This window comes from Kribbella sp. NPDC059898, assembly GCF_042730855.1.
Classification (GTDB): Bacteria; Actinomycetota; Actinomycetes; order Propionibacteriales; family Kribbellaceae; genus Kribbella.
In genome coordinates this window covers 440,730-458,403 of sequence record NZ_JBHWKR010000004.1, presented here as the reverse complement: position 1 = coordinate 458,403, position 17,674 = coordinate 440,730, and the positions used below count along the sequence as shown (strand labels likewise).

The 17,674-nt window shown below is 68.5% G+C and carries 19 protein-coding genes; 13 read left to right on the top strand and 6 right to left on the bottom strand.

Annotated features, from left to right (window positions below; genetic code table 11):
• Positions 1-243: 243 nt before the first annotated feature.
• Entirely contained in the window at positions 244-588 is a 345-nt protein-coding gene (locus ACFV9C_RS16235) for a hypothetical protein (RefSeq protein WP_380194327.1), read from the bottom strand.
• Between the two features lie 166 nt (positions 589-754).
• Here ACFV9C_RS16235 and ACFV9C_RS16230 point away from each other — a divergent pair, with 166 nt between their 5' ends.
• Genes ACFV9C_RS16230 through ligD form a run of 3 tightly spaced genes read left to right on the top strand, consistent with a single transcriptional unit; the run spans position 755 to position 3,955 of the window.
• The gene (locus ACFV9C_RS16230) at positions 755-1,804 is read left to right on the top strand and encodes a helix-turn-helix domain-containing protein (RefSeq protein ID WP_380194325.1); all 1,050 of its coding nucleotides are present in this window, start codon (positions 755-757) and stop codon (positions 1,802-1,804) included.
• Between the two features lie 49 nt (positions 1,805-1,853).
• Positions 1,854-2,963: a branched-chain amino acid aminotransferase gene (locus ACFV9C_RS16225; RefSeq protein ID WP_380194323.1), complete on the top strand. Its 1,110-nt coding sequence runs from the start codon at positions 1,854-1,856 to the stop codon at positions 2,961-2,963.
• 35 nt (positions 2,964-2,998) lie between these two features.
• Positions 2,999-3,955 (top strand): non-homologous end-joining DNA ligase, encoded by a 957-nt coding sequence (gene ligD / locus ACFV9C_RS16220; RefSeq protein WP_380194321.1) that lies wholly within the window; start codon positions 2,999-3,001, stop codon positions 3,953-3,955.
• Here the strand turns inward: ligD and ACFV9C_RS16215 are convergent.
• Positions 3,952-4,554: a TetR/AcrR family transcriptional regulator gene (locus ACFV9C_RS16215; RefSeq protein ID WP_380194319.1), complete on the bottom strand. Its 603-nt coding sequence runs from the start codon at positions 4,552-4,554 to the stop codon at positions 3,952-3,954. The genes ligD and ACFV9C_RS16215 overlap by 4 nt on opposite strands.
• An 82-nt stretch (positions 4,555-4,636) precedes the next feature.
• Here ACFV9C_RS16215 and ACFV9C_RS16210 point away from each other — a divergent pair, with 82 nt between their 5' ends.
• Positions 4,637-5,974, top strand: a complete 1,338-nt coding sequence (locus ACFV9C_RS16210) for an FAD-dependent monooxygenase (RefSeq protein ID WP_380194317.1) — start codon at positions 4,637-4,639, stop codon at positions 5,972-5,974.
• Positions 5,975-5,984: 10 nt separating this feature from the next.
• On the top strand, positions 5,985-6,620 hold the full coding sequence (locus ACFV9C_RS16205) for a nucleoside/nucleotide kinase family protein (RefSeq protein WP_380194315.1): 636 nt from the start codon (positions 5,985-5,987) through the stop codon (positions 6,618-6,620).
• Here the strand turns inward: ACFV9C_RS16205 and ACFV9C_RS16200 are convergent.
• On the bottom strand, positions 6,601-7,338 hold the full coding sequence (locus tag ACFV9C_RS16200) for a TetR/AcrR family transcriptional regulator (RefSeq protein ID WP_380194313.1): 738 nt from the start codon (positions 7,336-7,338) through the stop codon (positions 6,601-6,603). The two genes, ACFV9C_RS16205 and ACFV9C_RS16200, sit on opposite strands and share 20 nt — an antisense overlap.
• Positions 7,339-7,419: 81 nt before the next feature.
• On the opposite strand from ACFV9C_RS16200, the gene ACFV9C_RS16195 reads away from it, so the two are divergent.
• From ACFV9C_RS16195 to ACFV9C_RS16170, 6 genes are all read left to right on the top strand, one after another.
• Complete coding sequence (locus tag ACFV9C_RS16195) at positions 7,420-8,319, top strand: ATP-binding cassette domain-containing protein (protein ID WP_380194311.1); 900 nt, start codon at positions 7,420-7,422, stop codon at positions 8,317-8,319.
• A gap of 11 nt (positions 8,320-8,330) precedes the next feature.
• Complete coding sequence (locus tag ACFV9C_RS16190) at positions 8,331-9,089, top strand: ABC transporter permease (protein ID WP_380194309.1); 759 nt, start codon at positions 8,331-8,333, stop codon at positions 9,087-9,089.
• Positions 9,090-9,488: 399 nt separating this feature from the next.
• A complete protein-coding gene (locus ACFV9C_RS16185; RefSeq protein ID WP_380194307.1) occupies positions 9,489-9,686 on the top strand; it encodes a hypothetical protein in 198 nt (65 codons plus the stop codon).
• 77 nt (positions 9,687-9,763) lie between these two features.
• A complete protein-coding gene (locus ACFV9C_RS16180) occupies positions 9,764-10,720 on the top strand; it encodes a proline racemase family protein (RefSeq protein WP_380194305.1) in 957 nt (318 codons plus the stop codon).
• Positions 10,721-10,769: 49 nt separating this feature from the next.
• Positions 10,770-11,093: a putative quinol monooxygenase gene (locus ACFV9C_RS16175; RefSeq protein WP_380194303.1), complete on the top strand. Its 324-nt coding sequence runs from the start codon at positions 10,770-10,772 to the stop codon at positions 11,091-11,093.
• Between the two features lie 103 nt (positions 11,094-11,196).
• On the top strand, positions 11,197-12,894 hold the full coding sequence (locus ACFV9C_RS16170) for a protease pro-enzyme activation domain-containing protein (RefSeq protein WP_380194301.1): 1,698 nt from the start codon (positions 11,197-11,199) through the stop codon (positions 12,892-12,894).
• 302 nt (positions 12,895-13,196) lie between these two features.
• On the opposite strand, the gene ACFV9C_RS16165 is transcribed toward ACFV9C_RS16170, so the two are convergent.
• Both ACFV9C_RS16165 and ACFV9C_RS16160 read right to left on the bottom strand, forming a co-directional pair.
• Complete coding sequence (locus tag ACFV9C_RS16165; RefSeq protein ID WP_380194299.1) at positions 13,197-13,373, bottom strand: hypothetical protein; 177 nt, start codon at positions 13,371-13,373, stop codon at positions 13,197-13,199.
• Between the two features lie 34 nt (positions 13,374-13,407).
• Positions 13,408-14,502 (bottom strand): lipocalin-like domain-containing protein, encoded by a 1,095-nt coding sequence (locus tag ACFV9C_RS16160; RefSeq protein WP_380194297.1) that lies wholly within the window; start codon positions 14,500-14,502, stop codon positions 13,408-13,410.
• 55 nt (positions 14,503-14,557) lie between these two features.
• On the opposite strand from ACFV9C_RS16160, the gene ACFV9C_RS16155 reads away from it, so the two are divergent.
• Together ACFV9C_RS16155 and ACFV9C_RS16150 are read left to right on the top strand one after the other, a co-directional pair.
• On the top strand, positions 14,558-15,262 hold the full coding sequence (locus ACFV9C_RS16155) for a TetR/AcrR family transcriptional regulator (RefSeq protein ID WP_380194589.1): 705 nt from the start codon (positions 14,558-14,560) through the stop codon (positions 15,260-15,262).
• Positions 15,263-15,350: 88 nt separating this feature from the next.
• Positions 15,351-16,160 carry a carotenoid biosynthesis protein gene (locus ACFV9C_RS16150; protein WP_380194295.1) on the top strand — a complete coding sequence of 270 codons (810 nt, stop codon included), beginning with the start codon at positions 15,351-15,353 and terminating at the stop codon, positions 16,158-16,160.
• A gap of 65 nt (positions 16,161-16,225) precedes the next feature.
• Here ACFV9C_RS16150 and ACFV9C_RS16145 read toward each other — a convergent pair whose 3' ends face one another.
• Positions 16,226-17,668 carry an aldehyde dehydrogenase gene (locus ACFV9C_RS16145; RefSeq protein WP_380194293.1) on the bottom strand — a complete coding sequence of 481 codons (1,443 nt, stop codon included), beginning with the start codon at positions 17,666-17,668 and terminating at the stop codon, positions 16,226-16,228.
• Between the last annotated feature and the right edge of the window lie 6 nt (positions 17,669-17,674).

Here is a 17,674-nt window from a genome sequence, read left to right as displayed (position 1 = left end):
GGTGGATGCGCAAGAGCAGTAACTGGAACTCCGAATGAAGCCGGGAGAGACAGGACGAGGGCATACGTCAGCAACCTGCGGGCGCGGCGCATCGACACTCCAAAGCTGGGCGGATTCCGGCGCACCCCGAGCGACACCGGCAATGTCAGGAAGATTTGTATCGTTCGAATCCATTGCCTGCAACCCCACTGCACGTTGATGCAACGACACGCTGATCAGACTCTCCCGGACGTTTCTGCCGTGCTATTGGAGGCAGGTGAAGCACGGCCAGACGTGCCCGCAGCGAGAACACAGTCCGTCGGTGGTCGGGGGTGGGAGCCAGACGGTGGGGGTTGTGGGGGTGGTGTGGTCCGTTGGTGGGGGCGGTAGGGGTGCGGGGGTCCAGTGGAGCTGGGTGCGGGCGTCGGGGGCGTGGGTGGCCAGGAGGGCGGGGATGCCGGCGTCCCAGGTGGCGGTGCTGGGCCACGGGCCGCGCCAGCGGAGGGTGGCTGCGCCGTCGGACCACTCCACGCCCTCGGCGAGGATCGCGGTGGGGTTGGTGTGGCGGACCAGACGGAAGAGGCGGGCCTGGGGCTGCAGCGGGTTCACCTCTTCAGAGTTGCCCAGAACGCACTGCGGACAACAGGTGTTTGCTGTGGGCTGTGGGAACAGCCCACAGCCCCCATGCCCTTGTTTTGAACGGTTTTTGTCGGCGAGGGCTTGTAGCTTTGCCGGCACGCACCACATGAGCTCGAAGCGCGAACGGGGTGGTCCTGTGACTTTCGGTTCCCTACTGCGGCAGTGCAGGCAGACGGCCGGGTTGAGCCTGCGGCAACTGGCGGCACAGGTCGGGTACGACCACAGCTATCTGTCGCAGGTGGAGCGCGGGCAGCGGCCGGGCTCTGCCGACCTGGCGCGGCTCTGCGACGAGCACCTCGGCACTGCCGGGCGGCTGACTGCCACGTTTGAGCAGAGGCCTGCCCGGGCACGACAGCAGACCGACCCGTTGGAGGCAGCATGGCGCGGCCTGGTCGGGACACTCGGTGCTCCGCCCGAGCTGTTCAGCGAATGCCGTACGACGCCTCCGGCCGCGCTGCTGCCGGCTCTGGTGAGTCAGCTCCGTGGTGCGGACGGTGTGGAGGCAGCCGAGCTGAGTGCCCTGATCGCGGAGACGCTGACGAGGCTGGACGATCGCAGTACTGCGCGGCGCTGGTGGTGGGCCGCCCGTGCGGCCGCGGACCGTGTCGGTAACGGAGGGATCGTGCGGGCCAGGGAGACGCTCTGCGGGCTGGCCGAGCGCCGCGCGTTGCCCGAGCTTCTGGCGCTGGCGGACGAAGCGGTCGGCCTTGATCGGCAGAGCTATCTGCCACGGGCAGCACGCGCACTGGTCCTGGCTGAGCTCGGCCGGCGTCAGGAGGCACACAGCGCGTTGCAGGAGCTGATCGGCATCGGCGACGGTCTCGCGCCGACGTACCAGCAGCACTGGGCCGAGGGACGGGTGTGCACTCTCCTTGGGTACGGCGTGGCCGGCTGTGTTCTGCTGGAGCGCGCACGGGAGCTCTGCCCGGAGAGCTGGGTCGGCGACCGCGCCCGGCTGGACCTGTGCCTCGCCGAGTGCCTGGCGGTTGCGGGAGAGCCCGCAGCCGGTCTGGCGATGGCCCTGCGTGTGCTGGTGGAGCTACCGGACGAGTGGCACGACTTCTTGGTGTACGACGCTGCCGAGCACGTGCTGCACGTCGTACAGGCGCAGCCCGGGTCGGCCGAGCTGACGTGGTGGCTGGCGCGGAGTGGCCGGAGTGTGGGCGGCGGGTCGAGGTGGAGGTGAGGGCAGGGGTAGCGTGCGGTGAGTGACAGGCGAACAGCGGGCAACGGTAGTGACAGACGCATGGGACTACACGGTCGAGCTGCGGAGCGACCCGGCCAGCGCGGAGGCTCGGGCCGCCGTCCTCAAGGACCCTGCGTTCGGGCAGTCCTTCACGGACCACATGGTGGTTGCCAACTGGTCGGCCGACCGTGGCTGGCACAGCCCGAAGGTCACGGCGTACGCACCGCTCTCGCTCAGCCCTGCGGCTGCTGTCTTCCACTACTCGCAGGAGATCTTCGAGGGGCTCAAGGCGTACCGGCACGCTGACGGGTCGGTTTGGGCCTTCCGTCCGGACCGCAACGCTGCCCGATTCACTGCGAGCGCCCAGCGGCTGGCACTGCCTCAGCTGCCGGAAGAGGAGTTCGTCGCGGCCCTGCGTGCGTTGGTGACCGTTGACGAAGCCTGGGTGCCCTCGGCCGAGGACGGGGAGACCAGCCTGTACTTGCGGCCGTACATGATGGCCACCGAAGCCGCCCTGGCTGTCCGGCCTTCCAACGAGGTGCTGTTCGGAGTCATCGCCTCCCCCGCCGGCCCGTACTTCAACACCGGCCCCAAGCCCGTCTCGATCTGGCTGACCACCTCCACGATTCGCGCCACCCCGGGCGGGACGGGCGCGGCCAAGTGCGGCGGCAACTACGCGTCGAGCCTGGCCGGCCTGGCCGAGGCGGTCGCGAACGGCTGTGAGCAGGTCGCGTTCGTCGACGCCGTCGAGCACAAGTGGCTCGAGGAGATCGGCAGCATGAACATGTTCTTCGTGTACGCCGACGGCCGGATCGCCACGCCGGAGCTGTCCGGCTCGATCCTCGAAGGCGTCACCCGCGCCTCGGTCCTCGAGCTCGCCGCCGACCTCGGCCACCCGGTCGAGGAGCGCCGCATCTCCGCCGACGAGTGGAAGGACGGCGTCCGCTCCGGCGAGATCACCGAGGTGTTCGCGTCCGGCACGGCCGCGGTGATCACCCCGATCGGCCGCATCGCCTGGCCGGACGGCGACCTCACCATCGGCGACCACTCCGTCGACCACGGCGTCGGCCCGGTCACCGCGAAGATCCGCGGCACGCTGCTCGACCTGCAGTACGGCCGCACCCCCGACACCCGCGGCTGGCTCACCCGCCTGGCCTGATGCTGTTTGTCCCCGGCGCCGGTTAGGTTGGCACCATGGCGGCCAAGTCTCCGGCGATCGAGCTCGAAGTTGGCGAGCGGACCGTCCGCGTCTCGAACCCGGACCGGGTGTACTTCCCTGCCCGCGGGGAGACCAAGCTCGACCTGGTGAAGTACTACCTGTCGGTCGGCGACGGGATCGTCAACGCGCTCCAGGAACGGCCGTGCATGTTGCACCGGTTCCCCGAGGGGGTCGCGGGCGAGAAGGTGCACCAGAAGCGGCTGCCGCACGGCGCGCCGCCCTGGATGGAGACGGTCCGGGTGAAGTTCCCGCGGTACAACCGGACCGCGGACGAGCTGTGCGTCACCGAGATCGCACACGTGGCGTGGGCAGTGCAGATGTCGACGGTCGAGTTCCACCCGTGGAACTCGCGGCGCGCCGACACCGAGAAGCCCGACGAGTGGCGGATCGACCTGGACCCGATGCCCGACTGCCCGTTCGACCGGGTCCGCCGGGTCGCGCACACCGTGCACGAGGTGCTCGACGAGCTCGGCGCGGTCGGCTACCCGAAGACCTCGGGCGGCAGCGGGATCCACATCTACGTCCGGGTCGAACCGGCGTACGGCTTCACGGATGTGCGGCGGGCCGCGCTCGCGTTCGCGCGCGAGGTGGAGCGGCGTACGCCGGAGGACGTGACGACGACGTGGTGGCGCAAGGACCGCGACCCGCGGCTGGTCTTCGTCGACTACAACCAGAACGCCCGCGACCACACGATCGCCAGCGCGTACTCGGTGCGCGGCAACCCGGAGGGAACGGTGTCGACCCCGATCCGCTGGGACGAGGTCGACGACGTGAACCCGAAGGACTTCACGATCGCGACAGTCCCTCAGCGGTACGCCGAGCTCGGCGACCTGCACGCGACGATCGACGACCACCCGTTCTCGCTGGACACCCTGATCGAGTGGGCGGACCGCGACGAACGCGAAGGCGCCGAGGCCCCACCCGAGGACTAACCGGTCAACCCGTGGTGGAGGAGGTCGGTGAGCGTGTCGATCGCTGTCTCGTCGGTGATCGTCTGCCCGTTCGACGGGTTCACCACGAGCCAGGTGTAGGCGAAGCCCTCCAGGAGGGCGTCCATCGCGGAGATCGCGACCAGCGGATCGGCCGGTGGGTTCGGTAGGTGGGAGAAGTGCTCGATCATGTGCTGGCGGTCGTCAGCCATGATCTGCTGCAGGCGCCGGCCCAGCTCCGGGTCGAGCATCGCGGCCTGTTTGACCGCGATCATCTCCGGCAGATGCGCCTGGTAGAACCGCCAGAACGCGGCCACATGCCAGCGGATCGCTGACCGCTTGCTGAAGTCGGCGTCGTGGCCGGCGACGTCGACGACCGCCTCGTCCGCGGCGGCGAGCATGTCGCGCAGCAGCGCCTCGAGCAGTTCTTCCTTGCTCGCGAAGTGGTTGTAGAACGACCCCGTCGCGCGGCCGGCGGCCGCGGTGATGTCGGTGATCTTCGTGTTCAGGTAGCCGCGCTCGGCGAAGACGTCACGCGCGGCCTGCTTCAGCGCCGCCTCGGTCCCGGCCGCCCGCTGCCGGCGGCTCACCGTCTCCGTCACGAGTACCTCCTTGACAGCGAACCCTAGCCCGCACACACTGAATCTGAATTCAGTGAATCATAATTCAGTCAGGGAGACCATGATGAACGTCCTGATCGCGGGCGCCGGACCGACCGGACTCACCCTCGGCATCGAGCTGGCCCGGCGCGGCCTCGCGGTCCGGGTGATCGACAAGGCGACCGAGTACTTCGAGGGCTCCCGCGGCGACGGGCTGCAGCCGCGGACGCTCGAGGTGTTCGAGGACCTCGGCGTCCTTGACGAGATCCTGCGGCAGGGACAACCGATGCCGCCGATCAAGATCCACCTGAGCGGCAAGTTCGTCGGCGAACGCCGGATGGCCGAACCGGTCGAGCCGACCCCGGACGTCCCGTACCCGAACGGCTGCATGCTCGGCCAGTCCCGCACCGAACAGATCCTCCGCGACAAGCTCGCGGAGTACGGCGTGACCGTCGAGCTCGGCACCGCGATCACCGGCTTCACCCAGACCGCGGACGCCGTCATCGCCGAGCTCTCGACCGGCGAGTCGTTGCGGGTCGACTACCTGGTCGGCGCCGACGGCGGGAGGAGCTTCGTCCGCAAACATCTCGGGATCGCGTTCGAAGGGACCACCGACGAGTCGATCCGGATGCTGCTCGGCGACGTCGCGGCCGACGGGCTCGACCACGAGTACGGGTACTGGTTCGCGTCGGAGGACAGCCCCATGGAAGGCATCGTGATGACGCCGCTGTCCGGCGGCGACCAGTTCCAGTTCGGCGCGCCGATCGACGGCGACACCTCACTGGAGGGACTGCAGGCGTTGGTGGACAAGTACGCCGGCCCCGGTACGGCGAAGCTCCGCGACCTGGCCTGGTCGACCATGTGGCGTCCGAACGTCCGGCTCGCGGCGAGGTTCCGCGACGGACGGGTCTTCATCGCCGGCGACGCCGCGCACGTCCACCCGCCGACGGGCGGTCAGGGACTCAACACCGGCGTACAGGACGCGTACAACCTCGCCTGGAAGCTGGCCGATGGACGCGAGGAGGTGCTTGCGACGTACGAGACCGAACGCCAGAGCAACGCCAAGCGCGTGCTCGGGATCAGCGAGGACCTGATGCAGAAGCACGTCGACGGCGACGAGTCGGCGCTGGACCGTGGCGAGAACACCCGCCAGCTCGACATCTCGTACCGCGACCCCGCGGACCCCCGGCCGCTCGCACCCGGCGACCGAGCGCCGGATGCTCCGGTGACCGATGCCAAGGGCAACAAGATCCGCCTGTTTGAGCTGCTCCGCGGCCCGCACGAGACCCTGCTGCGCTTCTCCCCCACTACCCCGGCCACGCACCCGCACACGGTCGACATCACGTCGCCGGAGGCCTTTGCGATCTACCACGCCCAACCGGGCGACGAGATTCTCGTCCGCCCCGACGGTTACCTGGCCTAGGATCCATCAGGTGCAGACCCTGGACGCAGCCGCTGCCTACGAACGCGCCGTCGAGCTGGCGACGCGCGGGCGGCGGCAGCTGCTCGGGATCACGGGGGCGCCGGCGGCGGGCAAGTCGACGTACGCCGAGCAACTCGTCGCGAAGCTGAGCGCCGACGGGCACCGGGTCGCGCTCGTCCCGATGGACGGGTACCACCTGGCGCAGTCGGTGCTCGAGGACCTGGGCCTCGCGGACGTGAAGGGCGCGCCGCACACCTTCGACGGCCTCGGCTTCGTCGCACTGCTCCGGCGGTTGAAGGCGTCCCCGGACGAGCAGATCTGGGCGCCGCGGTTCGACCGCGGCATCGAGGACTCGATCGCCGCGAGCATCGGCGTCTCCCCCGACGTCACGCTGGTCCTGACCGAGGGCAACTACCTGCTGCTCGACGAGTCTCCCTGGTCGACGGTCCGCACCCTGCTCGACCAGTGCTGGTACGTCGACGTACCCGAGGACCTGCGGCACGAACGGCTCGAAGCGCGGCACCGGGCGTACGGCAGATCACCCGCGGAAGCGCACGCCCGGACCTACGGCTCGGACGAACGCAACGCGCACCTGATCGCGGCGACCGCATCGGCCGCCGACGCGATCATCCAACCCGTTCGATGAACGCGGCGACGCCGTCCAGGTAGAGCTGCAGGCCGAAGTCGAAGTCCGCCTCGCTGTCCTCCTCGAAGCTGCCGACCTCGTCGAACACGCCGGCCTCGACCGTCTGCGCGACCGCCGGATAGACCCGCGGATCCGCGACCCGGCGCAGCGTCGAGCCGAACTGCAGGAACGCTGCCGGATTGTCCGCGTATCCCGCGGCGAGGTCGAACGCCATCCGGATCTCCCCCTGCACGAAGGTGATCAGGCCCATCACGACACCGACCTTGGCCGCCTCGGGCAGGCCGGTGTCCTTCAGCGCGCCGAGCGCGGAATCGAACCAGGCAAGGTTGTTCGGCCCGGCCGGCGGCCCGGACAGCGGGAGCTTCGCGTACCACTTGTGCCGCCGGATCGCCGTCAATACACCGTCCGCCCAGAACGTCAGCCCGGTCCGCCAGTCAACCCCTTCGGGCAGCGGTTCCGGCCGCTCGAGGGCGGCGTCGGACATCATCACGAGCAGCTCGTCCTTGCTCTTCACGTGCCGGTAGAGCGCCATCGTCGAATTGCCGAGCCGCTCGGCGACCTTGGCCATCGACACCGCGGCCAGGTCCTCGGCGTCGGCGAGCTCGATCGCGGCCCGGACGATGTCGTCGAGGGTCAGCGACGGCTTCGGCCCGCGCCGCGGCGCGGCCCGCAATCGCCACATCGCCGCCACGTCGGCCGGCAACTCGTCGTTCGTCACCGGGTCAGTTTAGGGGTTGCCGGATCGTACTGCGTACCTGCTACGCTATTTAGCGTATCTAGTACGCAGTAGGAGGGGACGATGATCATCGAGGCGAGCGGCCTGCGGAAGTCCTACGGCGCGACCGGCGTGCTGACCGGGGTCGACCTGAGCGTGGCGGAGGGGTCCGTGCTCGCACTGCTCGGCCCGAACGGCGCGGGCAAGACCACGACGGTGCGGATCCTGTCGACGCTGACCCGGCCGGATTCCGGTACGGCGACGATCGCGGGGTACGACGTACTCCGCGAGCCGGCGAAGGTCCGCGGCGTGATCAGCCTGACAGGGCAGTACGCCGCGGTCGACGAGAACCAGACCGGCCGGGAGAACCTCGCGATGGTCGGCCGGCTGATGCACTTGGGGCGGCGTACGGCGAAGCGGCGTACGGCGGAGTTGCTCGAGCAGTTCGGGCTGACCGACGCGATGGACCGGCGGGTGAAGACGTACTCGGGCGGCATGCGCCGCAAGCTCGACCTGGCGATGAGCCTGATCGCTCGTCCGCGGGTGATCTTCCTGGACGAGCCGACGACGGGCCTCGACCCGGCGAGCCGTTCGGCGATGTGGGACGCGATCGTCGCGCTTGTCCGGGAGGGTACGACGATCCTGCTCACGACGCAGTACCTCGAGGAGGCGGACCGGCTGGCGGACCGCATCGTGCTGCTCGACCAGGGCGGGATCGTGGCCAGTGGTACGGCGGACGCGCTCAAGACGCAGATCGGCGGCGAGCGGATCGAGCTGCGCTTCACCGAGGAGGCCCAGGTGCTCAAAGCGACCGGTGTCCTCGACGGTGTGGTCAGTGAGCTCGCTTTGAATGTTCCTTCCGACGGTACGGCGGCACACCTGCACCACGTGCTCGACGTACTGCGTGACAACGGGCTGGAGCCGGAGCGGGTCTCCTCGCACCGGCCGACGCTGGACGATGTCTTCCTCGCTCTGACGGCTTGAGGGGGTTGCTGATGACACACGCACTCGCCGACGCGGCGACCATGATCGACCGGAGCGTCCGGCTGGCGCGGCGGAACGTCGACACGTTGTTCGCGTCCGTCTTGATGCCGCTGCTCATGATGGCGCTGTTCGTGTACGTGTTCGGCGGTGCCATCAACACGGGCACGGAGTACGTGAACTACGTCGTACCAGGGATTCTTCTGCTCACTACCGGGTACGGCGCCGCGTCGACGGCCATGGTGGTCGCTGACGACATGAACAGCGGCATGATCGATCGGCTGCGCTCCTTGCCGATCCACAGCTTCGCCGTACTCACGGGGCACGTTGTTGCGAGTGTGGCGCGCAACACGGCGTCTACGGCGATCGTTGTCCTTGCTTCACTCGCCATGGGCTTCCGGCCGCACGCTGGAGTGCTGGACTGGCTGGCCACGATCGGCCTGCTCCTCTTGTACGTCCTAGCGCTGTCATGGCTCGCGGCTGGACTCGGCGTGATCGCCAAGACGGTGGAGTCGGCCAGCACGCTCAGGTTCTTCATGCTGTTTCTTCCTTATCTGAGCAGTGCCTTCGTGCGGCCGGAGTCGATGCCCGCGTGGCTGCGGCCGATCAGCGAGCACCAACCGATCACGCCGGTGATCGAGACCGTCCGCAGTCTGCCGCTCGGGACACCGATGGGGAACAACGGCTGGATCGCGCTGGCGTGGAGTTGTGGTCTGCTCCTGTTCTCCGTGACGCTCGCGACGACGCTCTACCGGCGGCGGACTGCCAGATAACTTTTCGACACAGCCCGAATACGCGCGGTGTGACCCCTTGGCCGGGTTAACGTCAAAGTCCCCCCCAACGTGTGGAGGTCCCACTCCCCCCGGGACCCACACGGACAAGCGCCCCGATCATCGATCGGGGCGCTCTGTTTTCACCTCACCCCCGCACCTCACCCCCGCACCTCACCCCCGCACCTCACCCCCGCACCTCACCCCCGCACCTCACCCCCGCACCTCACCCCCGCACCTCGCCCCCCGCACCTCACCCCCGCCCCGCCGCCGCCCGCCACCGCCCCGCCGCCCCGGAGCGGAGCGGAGGGGCGGCGGGTTTCCTCTTTCTTCAAGTTGGGTGTCGATTCCACCTCTCCCACTTCGACGTATCAGTGAGAGCGACCAAAGGAGAGGGTCAGAATGAACACCACCACCGACACCCGGAACATGATCATCACGATGCTCGCCGAGGGCAGCCCGGTCTGGTACGTCGCCGGCATGGTGAACATGCGCAGCCACGACGTCTACCTGATCGGCCGCGACGCCGGCTACCCCGACAAGGCCCAACTGCGCCGAGCCGTCTGGGCCGCCCGGAACCGGGTACCGCAAGCCGCCTGACCCCACCCCTCAGGCCGCTCGAACCGCCGCCGTCCCCTGCCCGGGACGCGGCGGTTTCGCTTGTCTAGGGTGAGTCCGTGGACGACGTCAGCGTGGTGGATTACCACACGGCCGGTGAGCCGTTCCGGATCGTGACCTCAGTGGAGATCCCAGGCGCGACGGTCGCGGACCGCCGGGTCACGGCGCAGTCGTCGGAGGCGATCGACGCCGTCCGGCAGTTGCTCGTGAACGAACCGCGCGGACACGCCGACATGTACGGCGGATTCGTCGTACCACCCGACGACGAAGGTGCCGACTTCGGCGTCGTGTTCTGGCACAAGGACGGATACTCCACCGCCTGCGGGCACGGGACGATCGCGCTCGCGACCTGGGCCGTCGACACCGGTATGGTCCCGCCGGGCGACGTCGTCATCGACGTACCGTCGGGTCGCGTCACCGCGCACACCGGGCCGGACGGTGTTGCCTTCCGCAACGTTCCGTCGTACGTACTCCGGCGCGGGGTGCAACTGGAGACGTCGCGCGGGGAGGTGACGGCGGACCTCAGCTACGGCGGGGCGTTCTACGCGTCGGTCCTCGCCTCTTCGGTCGGCCTCTCGGTGACGCCGGCGTCGTACCCGGACCTGATCGCGATCGGCCGCGAGATCAAGTGGGCGCTCGACCCGGTCGCGGTCCATCCGACCGATCCGCGACTGAGCGGCCTCTACGGAACGATCCTGTACGACGACCTCGGCTCGTGGGCCGACGGTCCGCACCAGCGCAACCTCGCGGTCTTCGCCGACGGCGAGGCGGACCGCTCCCCCTGTGGCTCCGGTACGTCGGCCCGCCTGGCGCTGCTGCACGACTCGGGTCAACTGAGGCCTGGGCAGACGCTCCGGCACGACTCGATCGTCGGTACGACGTTCCGCGGCCGGGTCGTGGCGGAGACGCCCGACGGCGTGATCACCGAGATCGTCGGGAACGCCTACCGCACCGGGAGCGCGACGTTCACCCTCGACCCACGCGACCCGCTCGGCACCGGGTTCGTGCTGCGCTGATCTCAGATTGCGACGGTGCTTGTCGCACAGGCCCGCTAGGTTGATCCTCATGATCTTCATTACCGCGAAGTTCCGGGTGAAGCCCGAGCACGCCGAGGACTGGCCGTCGATCACCGCCGACTTCACCGCCGCGACCCGCGCGGAGCCGGGCTGCCTGTGGTTCGACTGGTCGCGCTCGCTCGACGACGCCGACGAGTACGTGCTGGTCGAGGCGTTCGCCGACGACGAGGCCGCGACGCAGCACGTCACCTCCGACCACTTCAAGGAGGCCCAGCAGCACCTCCCGCCGCACCTGGTCGAGACTCCGCGCATCGTGAACTTCAAGGTCCCGCAGGACGACTGGTCGGAGCTTGGCGAACTCGCTGTGAGGTAGCCCGCTCAACCTAATCGGCCGGTCGCCGCGTCAGTAGAAACAGTCGCTTCTCGATGGAAGCGTAGAGTGACTGAATCGTTACTGACTGAAACGGGGAGTGGTCGTGATCAGGACTGTTGGCGCGATGGTGGGCTGCGCGGCGCTGGTGGCATGCGGTGCGTCGGTGGAGACGAGTCCACAGCAGACGATCCAGGTGTGGCTGACGCCGGACCTGGCGGGTGCCGAGCGGTTCGCGACCGCCGTCTCCACGCCGGGCAGTCCCGTTTATCACCACTATCTGAGTCCTGATGAGTACACGGCCCGGTTCGGCCCGTCGCCCGCGGAGGCCGCGACGGTTGTGGACCAGCTGAAAGCGCGTGGGCTGACGGATGTGCAGGTCAGCAGCGATCGCTCGTACGTCTCGGCGTCCGGCCCGTTGGCGAAGGCGCAGTCGCTGCCGCCGATGGCGCTCGGGACGACCGGGCTCGGTGGTACGAGTTCTGCGTCGGCCCGGACTGCGCGCGCCGCGAAGCCGACCTGCTCGCAGTACTGGGGCCAGCACGTGCAGACGGTCAAGCCGGCGTTCCGCGGTCTCACCAAGGCCTCGCTGCCGATCTGCGGGTACTCCGCTGCGCAGTTGCGTACGGCGTACGGCGCCAGTCCGGCCTTCACGGGCAAGGGGCAGACCGTGGCGTTGACCGAGAGCCTCGCGCCGACGGAGATGCTGCGGACGCTCCGCGAGTACGCGCGGCGGAATCACCTGCCGGCACCGAAGGCGGACCAATACAAGGAGATCCACCTCGGCGGCAGCTGCGGCCAGACGTCGCGGAGCGCGGCGCCGTACAACGACGAAGCCGAGATGGACTCCGAAGCGGTCTACGCGATGGCGCCGGAAGCGAAGCAGCTGATGGTGGTCGGAGGTGGTTGCGACGAGGACCAGGCCCTGCTCAACGCAGTCGCCGCCGTACTGAAGGGTGACGGCCATCACCCGAGCGCCTCGATCGTCTCGAACTCCTGGCAGATCCCGATCGGCGACGTACCGCCGAAGACCGTGCACGCCCTCGCCGTTCGTGCGGCCGCCGAAGGTGTCGGGCTCTACTTCTCCTCCGGCGACACCCCCGGCCTGACGACCACCGCATCGGATCCGTTCGTGACGGCAGTCGGCGGTACGACGCTTGGCCTCGACGCGCGGAACAAGCGCCTGTTCGAGACGGGCTGGTCGAACGAGACCGCGATCCCGGACGGCGGAAAGTGGAGCGGCGTAGGGCTGACGTCGGGTGGCGGCGGGACGAGCCTCGACTACGCGCAACCGGCGTACCAGAAGGGCGTCGTACCGGCGTCGATGTCACACATCCGGATCGGCGGGCGCACCGTGGTGAACCGGACGGTGCCGGACATCTCCGCCGTCGGCGACATCGACACGGGCATGCTGACGGGCTACACAGACTCGGACAGCAAGCGCTACGTGACACAGGTCAACGCAGGGACGAGCCTGTCCGCACCGTTGGTCGCGGGTCTCGTCGCCGACGCACAACAGGGACGGCACGCCTTCGGTTTCATCAACCCGCTCATCTACCGCCTGCACGGCACCCCGGCGTACCGCGACGTCCTGCCGCTCCCGGCGACCACGCCGCAGCAGAACCGCGCCGCCTTCATCCCGGCCAACGGCACCGACAGCGCGTCCCTGGACGTCTTCGACTCCCACGACCGCACGGAAACCGACCAGGTCACCGTCAAGGGTTACGACACCGTGACCGGAGTAGGCACCCCGAACGGCCTCCCCTTCATCCTCGGCCTCCGCCTGACCGGCACCCTCGGATAGATCCGAAGGGTCAGACCGACGTTTCACCTGGTCACAGGCAGCTTGATCACTACTGCGGATCACTGCTGTTGATCGGAGATTCCTGTTCTAGACCGTAGTCTTAACCGTAGATTCAGCGTCGACTGCGGTGGTGCGGCCGGCCGCGTTCCCACCAGTCGATTGCCTCACCGTTCTCGGCCATGCGCTGGATGCTGTGCGCAGTGAACTCAGTCTGGCTGCGGGCGCCCTGGCAGAACGTCCACAACTGCCACGACCTGCTGACGCGCGGCCTGACGCTCAGCCTTCGTGCTCGCGGGTCAACGCTACCCGGGTAAAGTCGGCCGCTGCGCGGAGTGGTGCGCGGCGAACCGCAGGATCCTGTCGAGCACGTTGGTGAACTGCTGTCGCAGATGATCCGCACGGATCCGACCAATCGGACTGCCGCCCACTGTCAGTCCGGCGCGGGCGCGCCGGACCAAGATCTGATCGACGATCGTCACCTGAGCCTGCCGAGTACGGTGGGGGCCGTTCGGGTCAGGCACGGGCTTTGCCGAAGTACATAAGTTCCCACAGGGCGTCGTCGACGTGGCTCTCGGTCAGGTTGTCGCCCTCGTAGTGTTCGATCCGTACTTCGCCGACGAAGCGCAGGTACGCGCCGTCGAAGCCGGCGATCTTCGCGGCGGCCTTCTTCGGGCCCGTGAGCTGGTCGACGAACTTCACCGTCGACAGGTCGGAGTGGCGGGTATAGGTGACGACGTACCGGTCGGCGCCGTCGGTGTAGGTGTACCGGGTGACTCCTGCGACCGGCTTACCGGTCTCCGTGTCGGTGTACGGGCCGAGTTCCTCGAACGTCACCTTGGTCTTGTCGTCGGCGATGAGCTTGCCGTCGCGGGCCAGCATGAACACCGGTAGTTCGGAGTACCCGTACTGCTTCTCGGCAGTGATGTAGGACGCGATCACGGAGTACGGGCCGGCCGAGCCGCGGGCCCAGTACCAGTGATGCATGAGCTTCAGCATCAGCGTGTTGCCCCAGTTGTGGTCGTGGTAACCCACGCCCGTGGTGGTGCTGGTCCTGCCGCCGATGCGGTACGTGGCCTCGACCTTGCCCTCCGGGACGGACGGCAGCCACGCGAAGATCTGCTCGCCCTCGTCGCCGAAGATCCAGTGTCCTGATTCGGGTCGCCAAGCGGGCACGGTCCCGGTCAGCGTGACGTCGACCTCGACGTCCTCGGCCTTCGCGCGAATCGTGTAGGTGTGCAGGTCGCCGGCGAAGACGTTGTCGCCGATTCGGACGTCGCAGGTATCGGTGGAGGCGGAGAACGTGTCGGCGCCGAACTCGGCCAGTTTCGCCACCGTGGTCCCGTCGGGCAGTGTCAGGTCGATTCGGATCATCGGCGCGAGCGGCTTGTCGATGGCGGTGAACTCCTTGGTGAAGAACACCACGACGAGCTTCGCGTCGTCGTCCAGGTGCGCGTCGAAGTACCACCACTCGTAGCTGCCCGGTCCCCCGTCGGTGCGCAGGCCGTCCTCGTGGGGCTTGATCGCTTCGGCCCCGGCCTCGATGCCGAAGCGGGCGTAGTCCGCGCCGGTGTTGCCCATCCTGGCTGGAAGGGTGCGGTCACGTGCCATGGGTCTTCTCCTCGGGGTGCCGACTGCTGTAGTTTAATATCCAGTTGGATATTTAATCCCAGCATGCCCCCGACCCCCCGGTTTCGGCAAGCGGGGCCCGGAAGGGAGAACTCTCATCGTTCAGAGTCGAGGACGCGGCCGCCCGCGCGCCGGGGAGGAGATCGACGTCGCCCCACTGCTCCAGGGAGCCCTGCAGGCTTTCGCGGAGAAGGGGTACGATGGCATGTCCGTCCGCGACCTGAGCCGGCGACTGGGTATCAGCCACGCCCTGCTCACCGCGCGTTTCGGCTCCAAGGAAGGCCTGTGGTTCGCAGCCATCGACCATGCTCTGGCCATCGCCAGGGACTCCTGGCGGCAGCTGGCCGACGACCCCGGCCTGGACGACCTGGAGGCGCTCCGGCAAGCCGTCGTCGCCCAGGTGATGTTCTCCGCCGCGCATCCGGAGGTGCTGCGGATCCTCGCCCATGAAGGCGCGATCGACAGCCCGCGCATCCGCTACGTCCACGACCGATTCGTCAAACCGCTGCGTCCGCTGGTCGAGCGGCGCATCGATCGGCTCGTCGCCGCCGGCCGGCTCCGGCAGGTGCCGTACGCAACCGTCCACTACCTGGTCGTCCAGGGCGGCGGCGCACCGTTCGCGAGCCACGTCGAGACCGCCCTCCTCGGCGGACCTCAGCGCTCGGATCCGGAGGAGGTCCGCCGGCACGCGGAGGCAGTGGCCGACATCGTCATCGCCGGCCTGACCCCGGCATCCACCTGAGACACAACGCCCGTCCAGCAACGAAACCTGGAGATGTCCAATGTCTGTCGATCAACGTTCCAACCGGACACCGTGGACACTGTGGGGCGTGACCGCGGTCATCCTCGGCGGCCTCGTCGTCACGGCGTTCGCGCCCGGCCTGAGGCTGGTCGTGATCGTCGCCCAGGTCGTCTTCGTCCTGGCGCACGGGGCGCAACGCTACGGCAGGCGCTCCATCGGAGTGTTCGTCGTCGCCGGCTTGGTGATCAGCAACGCTCTGGAGAACCTCAGTATCCAGACCGGCTTTCCCTTCGGCCATTACCACTACACCGGCGGCGGCAAGATCTTCCAGGTCCCGTGGTTCATCGGTCCCGCCTACCTCGCCACCGGCTACCTCGCGTGGATCGTGGCCACCGTGCTGCTGGACGACGTACGGCGCAACTCGTCGTGGCTGACCACCATCGGAACTCCCATGGTCGGCGCGTTCGCGATGACCGCGTGGGACCTGGCCTTCGACCCCACCGCCTCGACCATCCACCAGAACTGGATCTGGGAGAACGGCGGCGGCTTCTTCGGCGTACCACTGGTCAACTACCTGGGCTGGACGTTCACCGTCTATCTGTTCATGCAGGTCTTCGCCCTCTACCTCCGCAGCCGCGGCCCGCTCCCGTCCACGCAGCAAGAGCGGACTCCGAGCGACCTGCAGGCAGTGCTCCTCTACGCGGCGACGACCATCCCGTTCCTCGTGACGCCCGGCGAGCGCACCACCGTCACCGACGCAACCGGAGCGACCTGGAACACTGCCGACATCTACGAGACCTCGACCCTCCTGGCCGTGTACGGCATGGTCTTCATCGCACTCCTCGCCCTCCTGAGCCTGGCCCGGCGCCACACCTCCGCACCTCCTCCGTCGACGTGACGGCAACGGCCGGCGCCCCACAGCGGTTGATCGGAGGCAAGCCCTCGGGCTGGGTGGACCTGCTGTCACGGGGCCAGGTAGATGGTTTTCAGGTGTTGGTAGGCGTGGAGGCCCTCGGGGCCCAGTTCTCGGCCGGTGCCGCTGGCCTTGATGCCGCCGAAGGGGGCGGTGGGGTCGTTGACGTAGGCGTTGATGCCGATGGTGCCGGTGTGGACCTGGCGGGCGACGGACTCGCCGCGGTCGGGGTCGGTGGTCCAGACGGAGCCGCCGAGGCCGTAGTCGCTCGCGTTGGCGATCGCGATCGCCTCGTCCTCGGAGCCGTAAGGGATCACGGCGAGCACCGGGCCGAAGATTTCCTCCTGAGCGATGGCGTGCTGGTTGTCCACCTCGGCGAAGACCGTCGGCTCGACGAACCAGCCCTGGTCCAGATCGGCCGGCCGGCCGCCACCGGTGGTCAGGCGGGCGCCGTCGTTCAGGCCCTTCGCGATGTACGACTCCACCCGATCCCGCTGGCGTGCGGAAACGAGTGGGCCGACCTGGGTCGAGGCGTCCATCGGGTCGCCCAGGCGCAGGGATCCGGCGAGGCCGGTGACGGTGTCCACCACCTCGTCGTACCGCGATCGAGGCGCGAGGACGCGGGTGCCGAGCCAGCAGATCTGGCCGTTGTTCAGCAGGGTCGCGGCGAAGAAGCTCTCGATCGACGACTGCAGGTCGGCGTCGTCAAGGACGATCGCGGCCGACTTCCCGCCCAGCTCCAGCGTCACCGGCCGCAGCAGCTGCCCGCAGGTCGCGCCGATCGCGCGTCCGGCCGCGGTCGACCCGGTGAACGACACCTTGTCCACCTGCGGATGCGCCACCAGATAGGCGCCGACCTCACGCCCACCAGGAACGACGTTCAGCACCCCTGCGGGAAGCCCCGCCTCGACAGCTGCCTCACTCATCAGCAGGGCGTCGAGCACGGTCTCCGGCGCCGGCTTCAGTACGACGGTGCAGCCCGCGGCCAACGCCGGCGCGAGCTTCAGGAAAGTGATTGCCTGCGGCACGTTCCAGGGAACGATCGCCGCGACGACACCGATCGGCTCGCGGGCCACGACCGACTTGCCACCGAGCATGCCCGGCCGGATCTCTTCCTGCGCCACGTCCCGCACGAGCGCCCCGTAGTACCGCAGCAGCAGCGGAGGAAACGGTCCCTCGAACTGCTGCGCCAGCCAGATCGGCATCCCGTTCTGCAGGCTCACCCGCCGCTCAGTCTCCTCGCTGCGCTTCTCCAGCGAGACCGCGAATCGCTCGAGCACCTCCGCCCGCTGCGACGGCTCCCATCGCGACCACCCGGCAGGATCGTCGAAGGCCTTGCGCGCGGCCGCGACCGCGGCGTCGATGTCGGCCTCGCACCCTTCTGGTACGACGCCGATCCGTTCCTCGGAGGTCGCGGAGTGCACGGGGATCGTGCTCGATCCGGCCGGCGAGGTCCACTCGCCGCCGATGTACAACTGGTCGTACTCGATCATAGCTCT

Bases quoted from the DNA above. Each gene is read 5' to 3' on its own strand.
- ligD (WP_380194321.1), top strand. From the start codon at position 2,999: ATGGCGGCCAAGTCTCCGGCGATCGAGCTCGAAGTTGGCGAGCGGACC.
- ACFV9C_RS16160 (WP_380194297.1), bottom strand. From the start codon at position 14,502: ATGGCACGTGACCGCACCCTTCCAGCCAGGATGGGCAACACCGGCGCG.
- ACFV9C_RS16210 (WP_380194317.1), top strand. From the start codon at position 4,637: ATGAACGTCCTGATCGCGGGCGCCGGACCGACCGGACTCACCCTCGGC.
- ACFV9C_RS16195 (WP_380194311.1), top strand. From the start codon at position 7,420: ATGATCATCGAGGCGAGCGGCCTGCGGAAGTCCTACGGCGCGACCGGC.
- ACFV9C_RS16145 (WP_380194293.1), bottom strand. From the start codon at position 17,668: ATGATCGAGTACGACCAGTTGTACATCGGCGGCGAGTGGACCTCGCCG.
- ACFV9C_RS16175 (WP_380194303.1), top strand. From the start codon at position 10,770: ATGATCTTCATTACCGCGAAGTTCCGGGTGAAGCCCGAGCACGCCGAG.
- ACFV9C_RS16185 (WP_380194307.1), top strand. From the start codon at position 9,489: ATGAACACCACCACCGACACCCGGAACATGATCATCACGATGCTCGCC.
- ACFV9C_RS16190 (WP_380194309.1), top strand. From the start codon at position 8,331: ATGACACACGCACTCGCCGACGCGGCGACCATGATCGACCGGAGCGTC.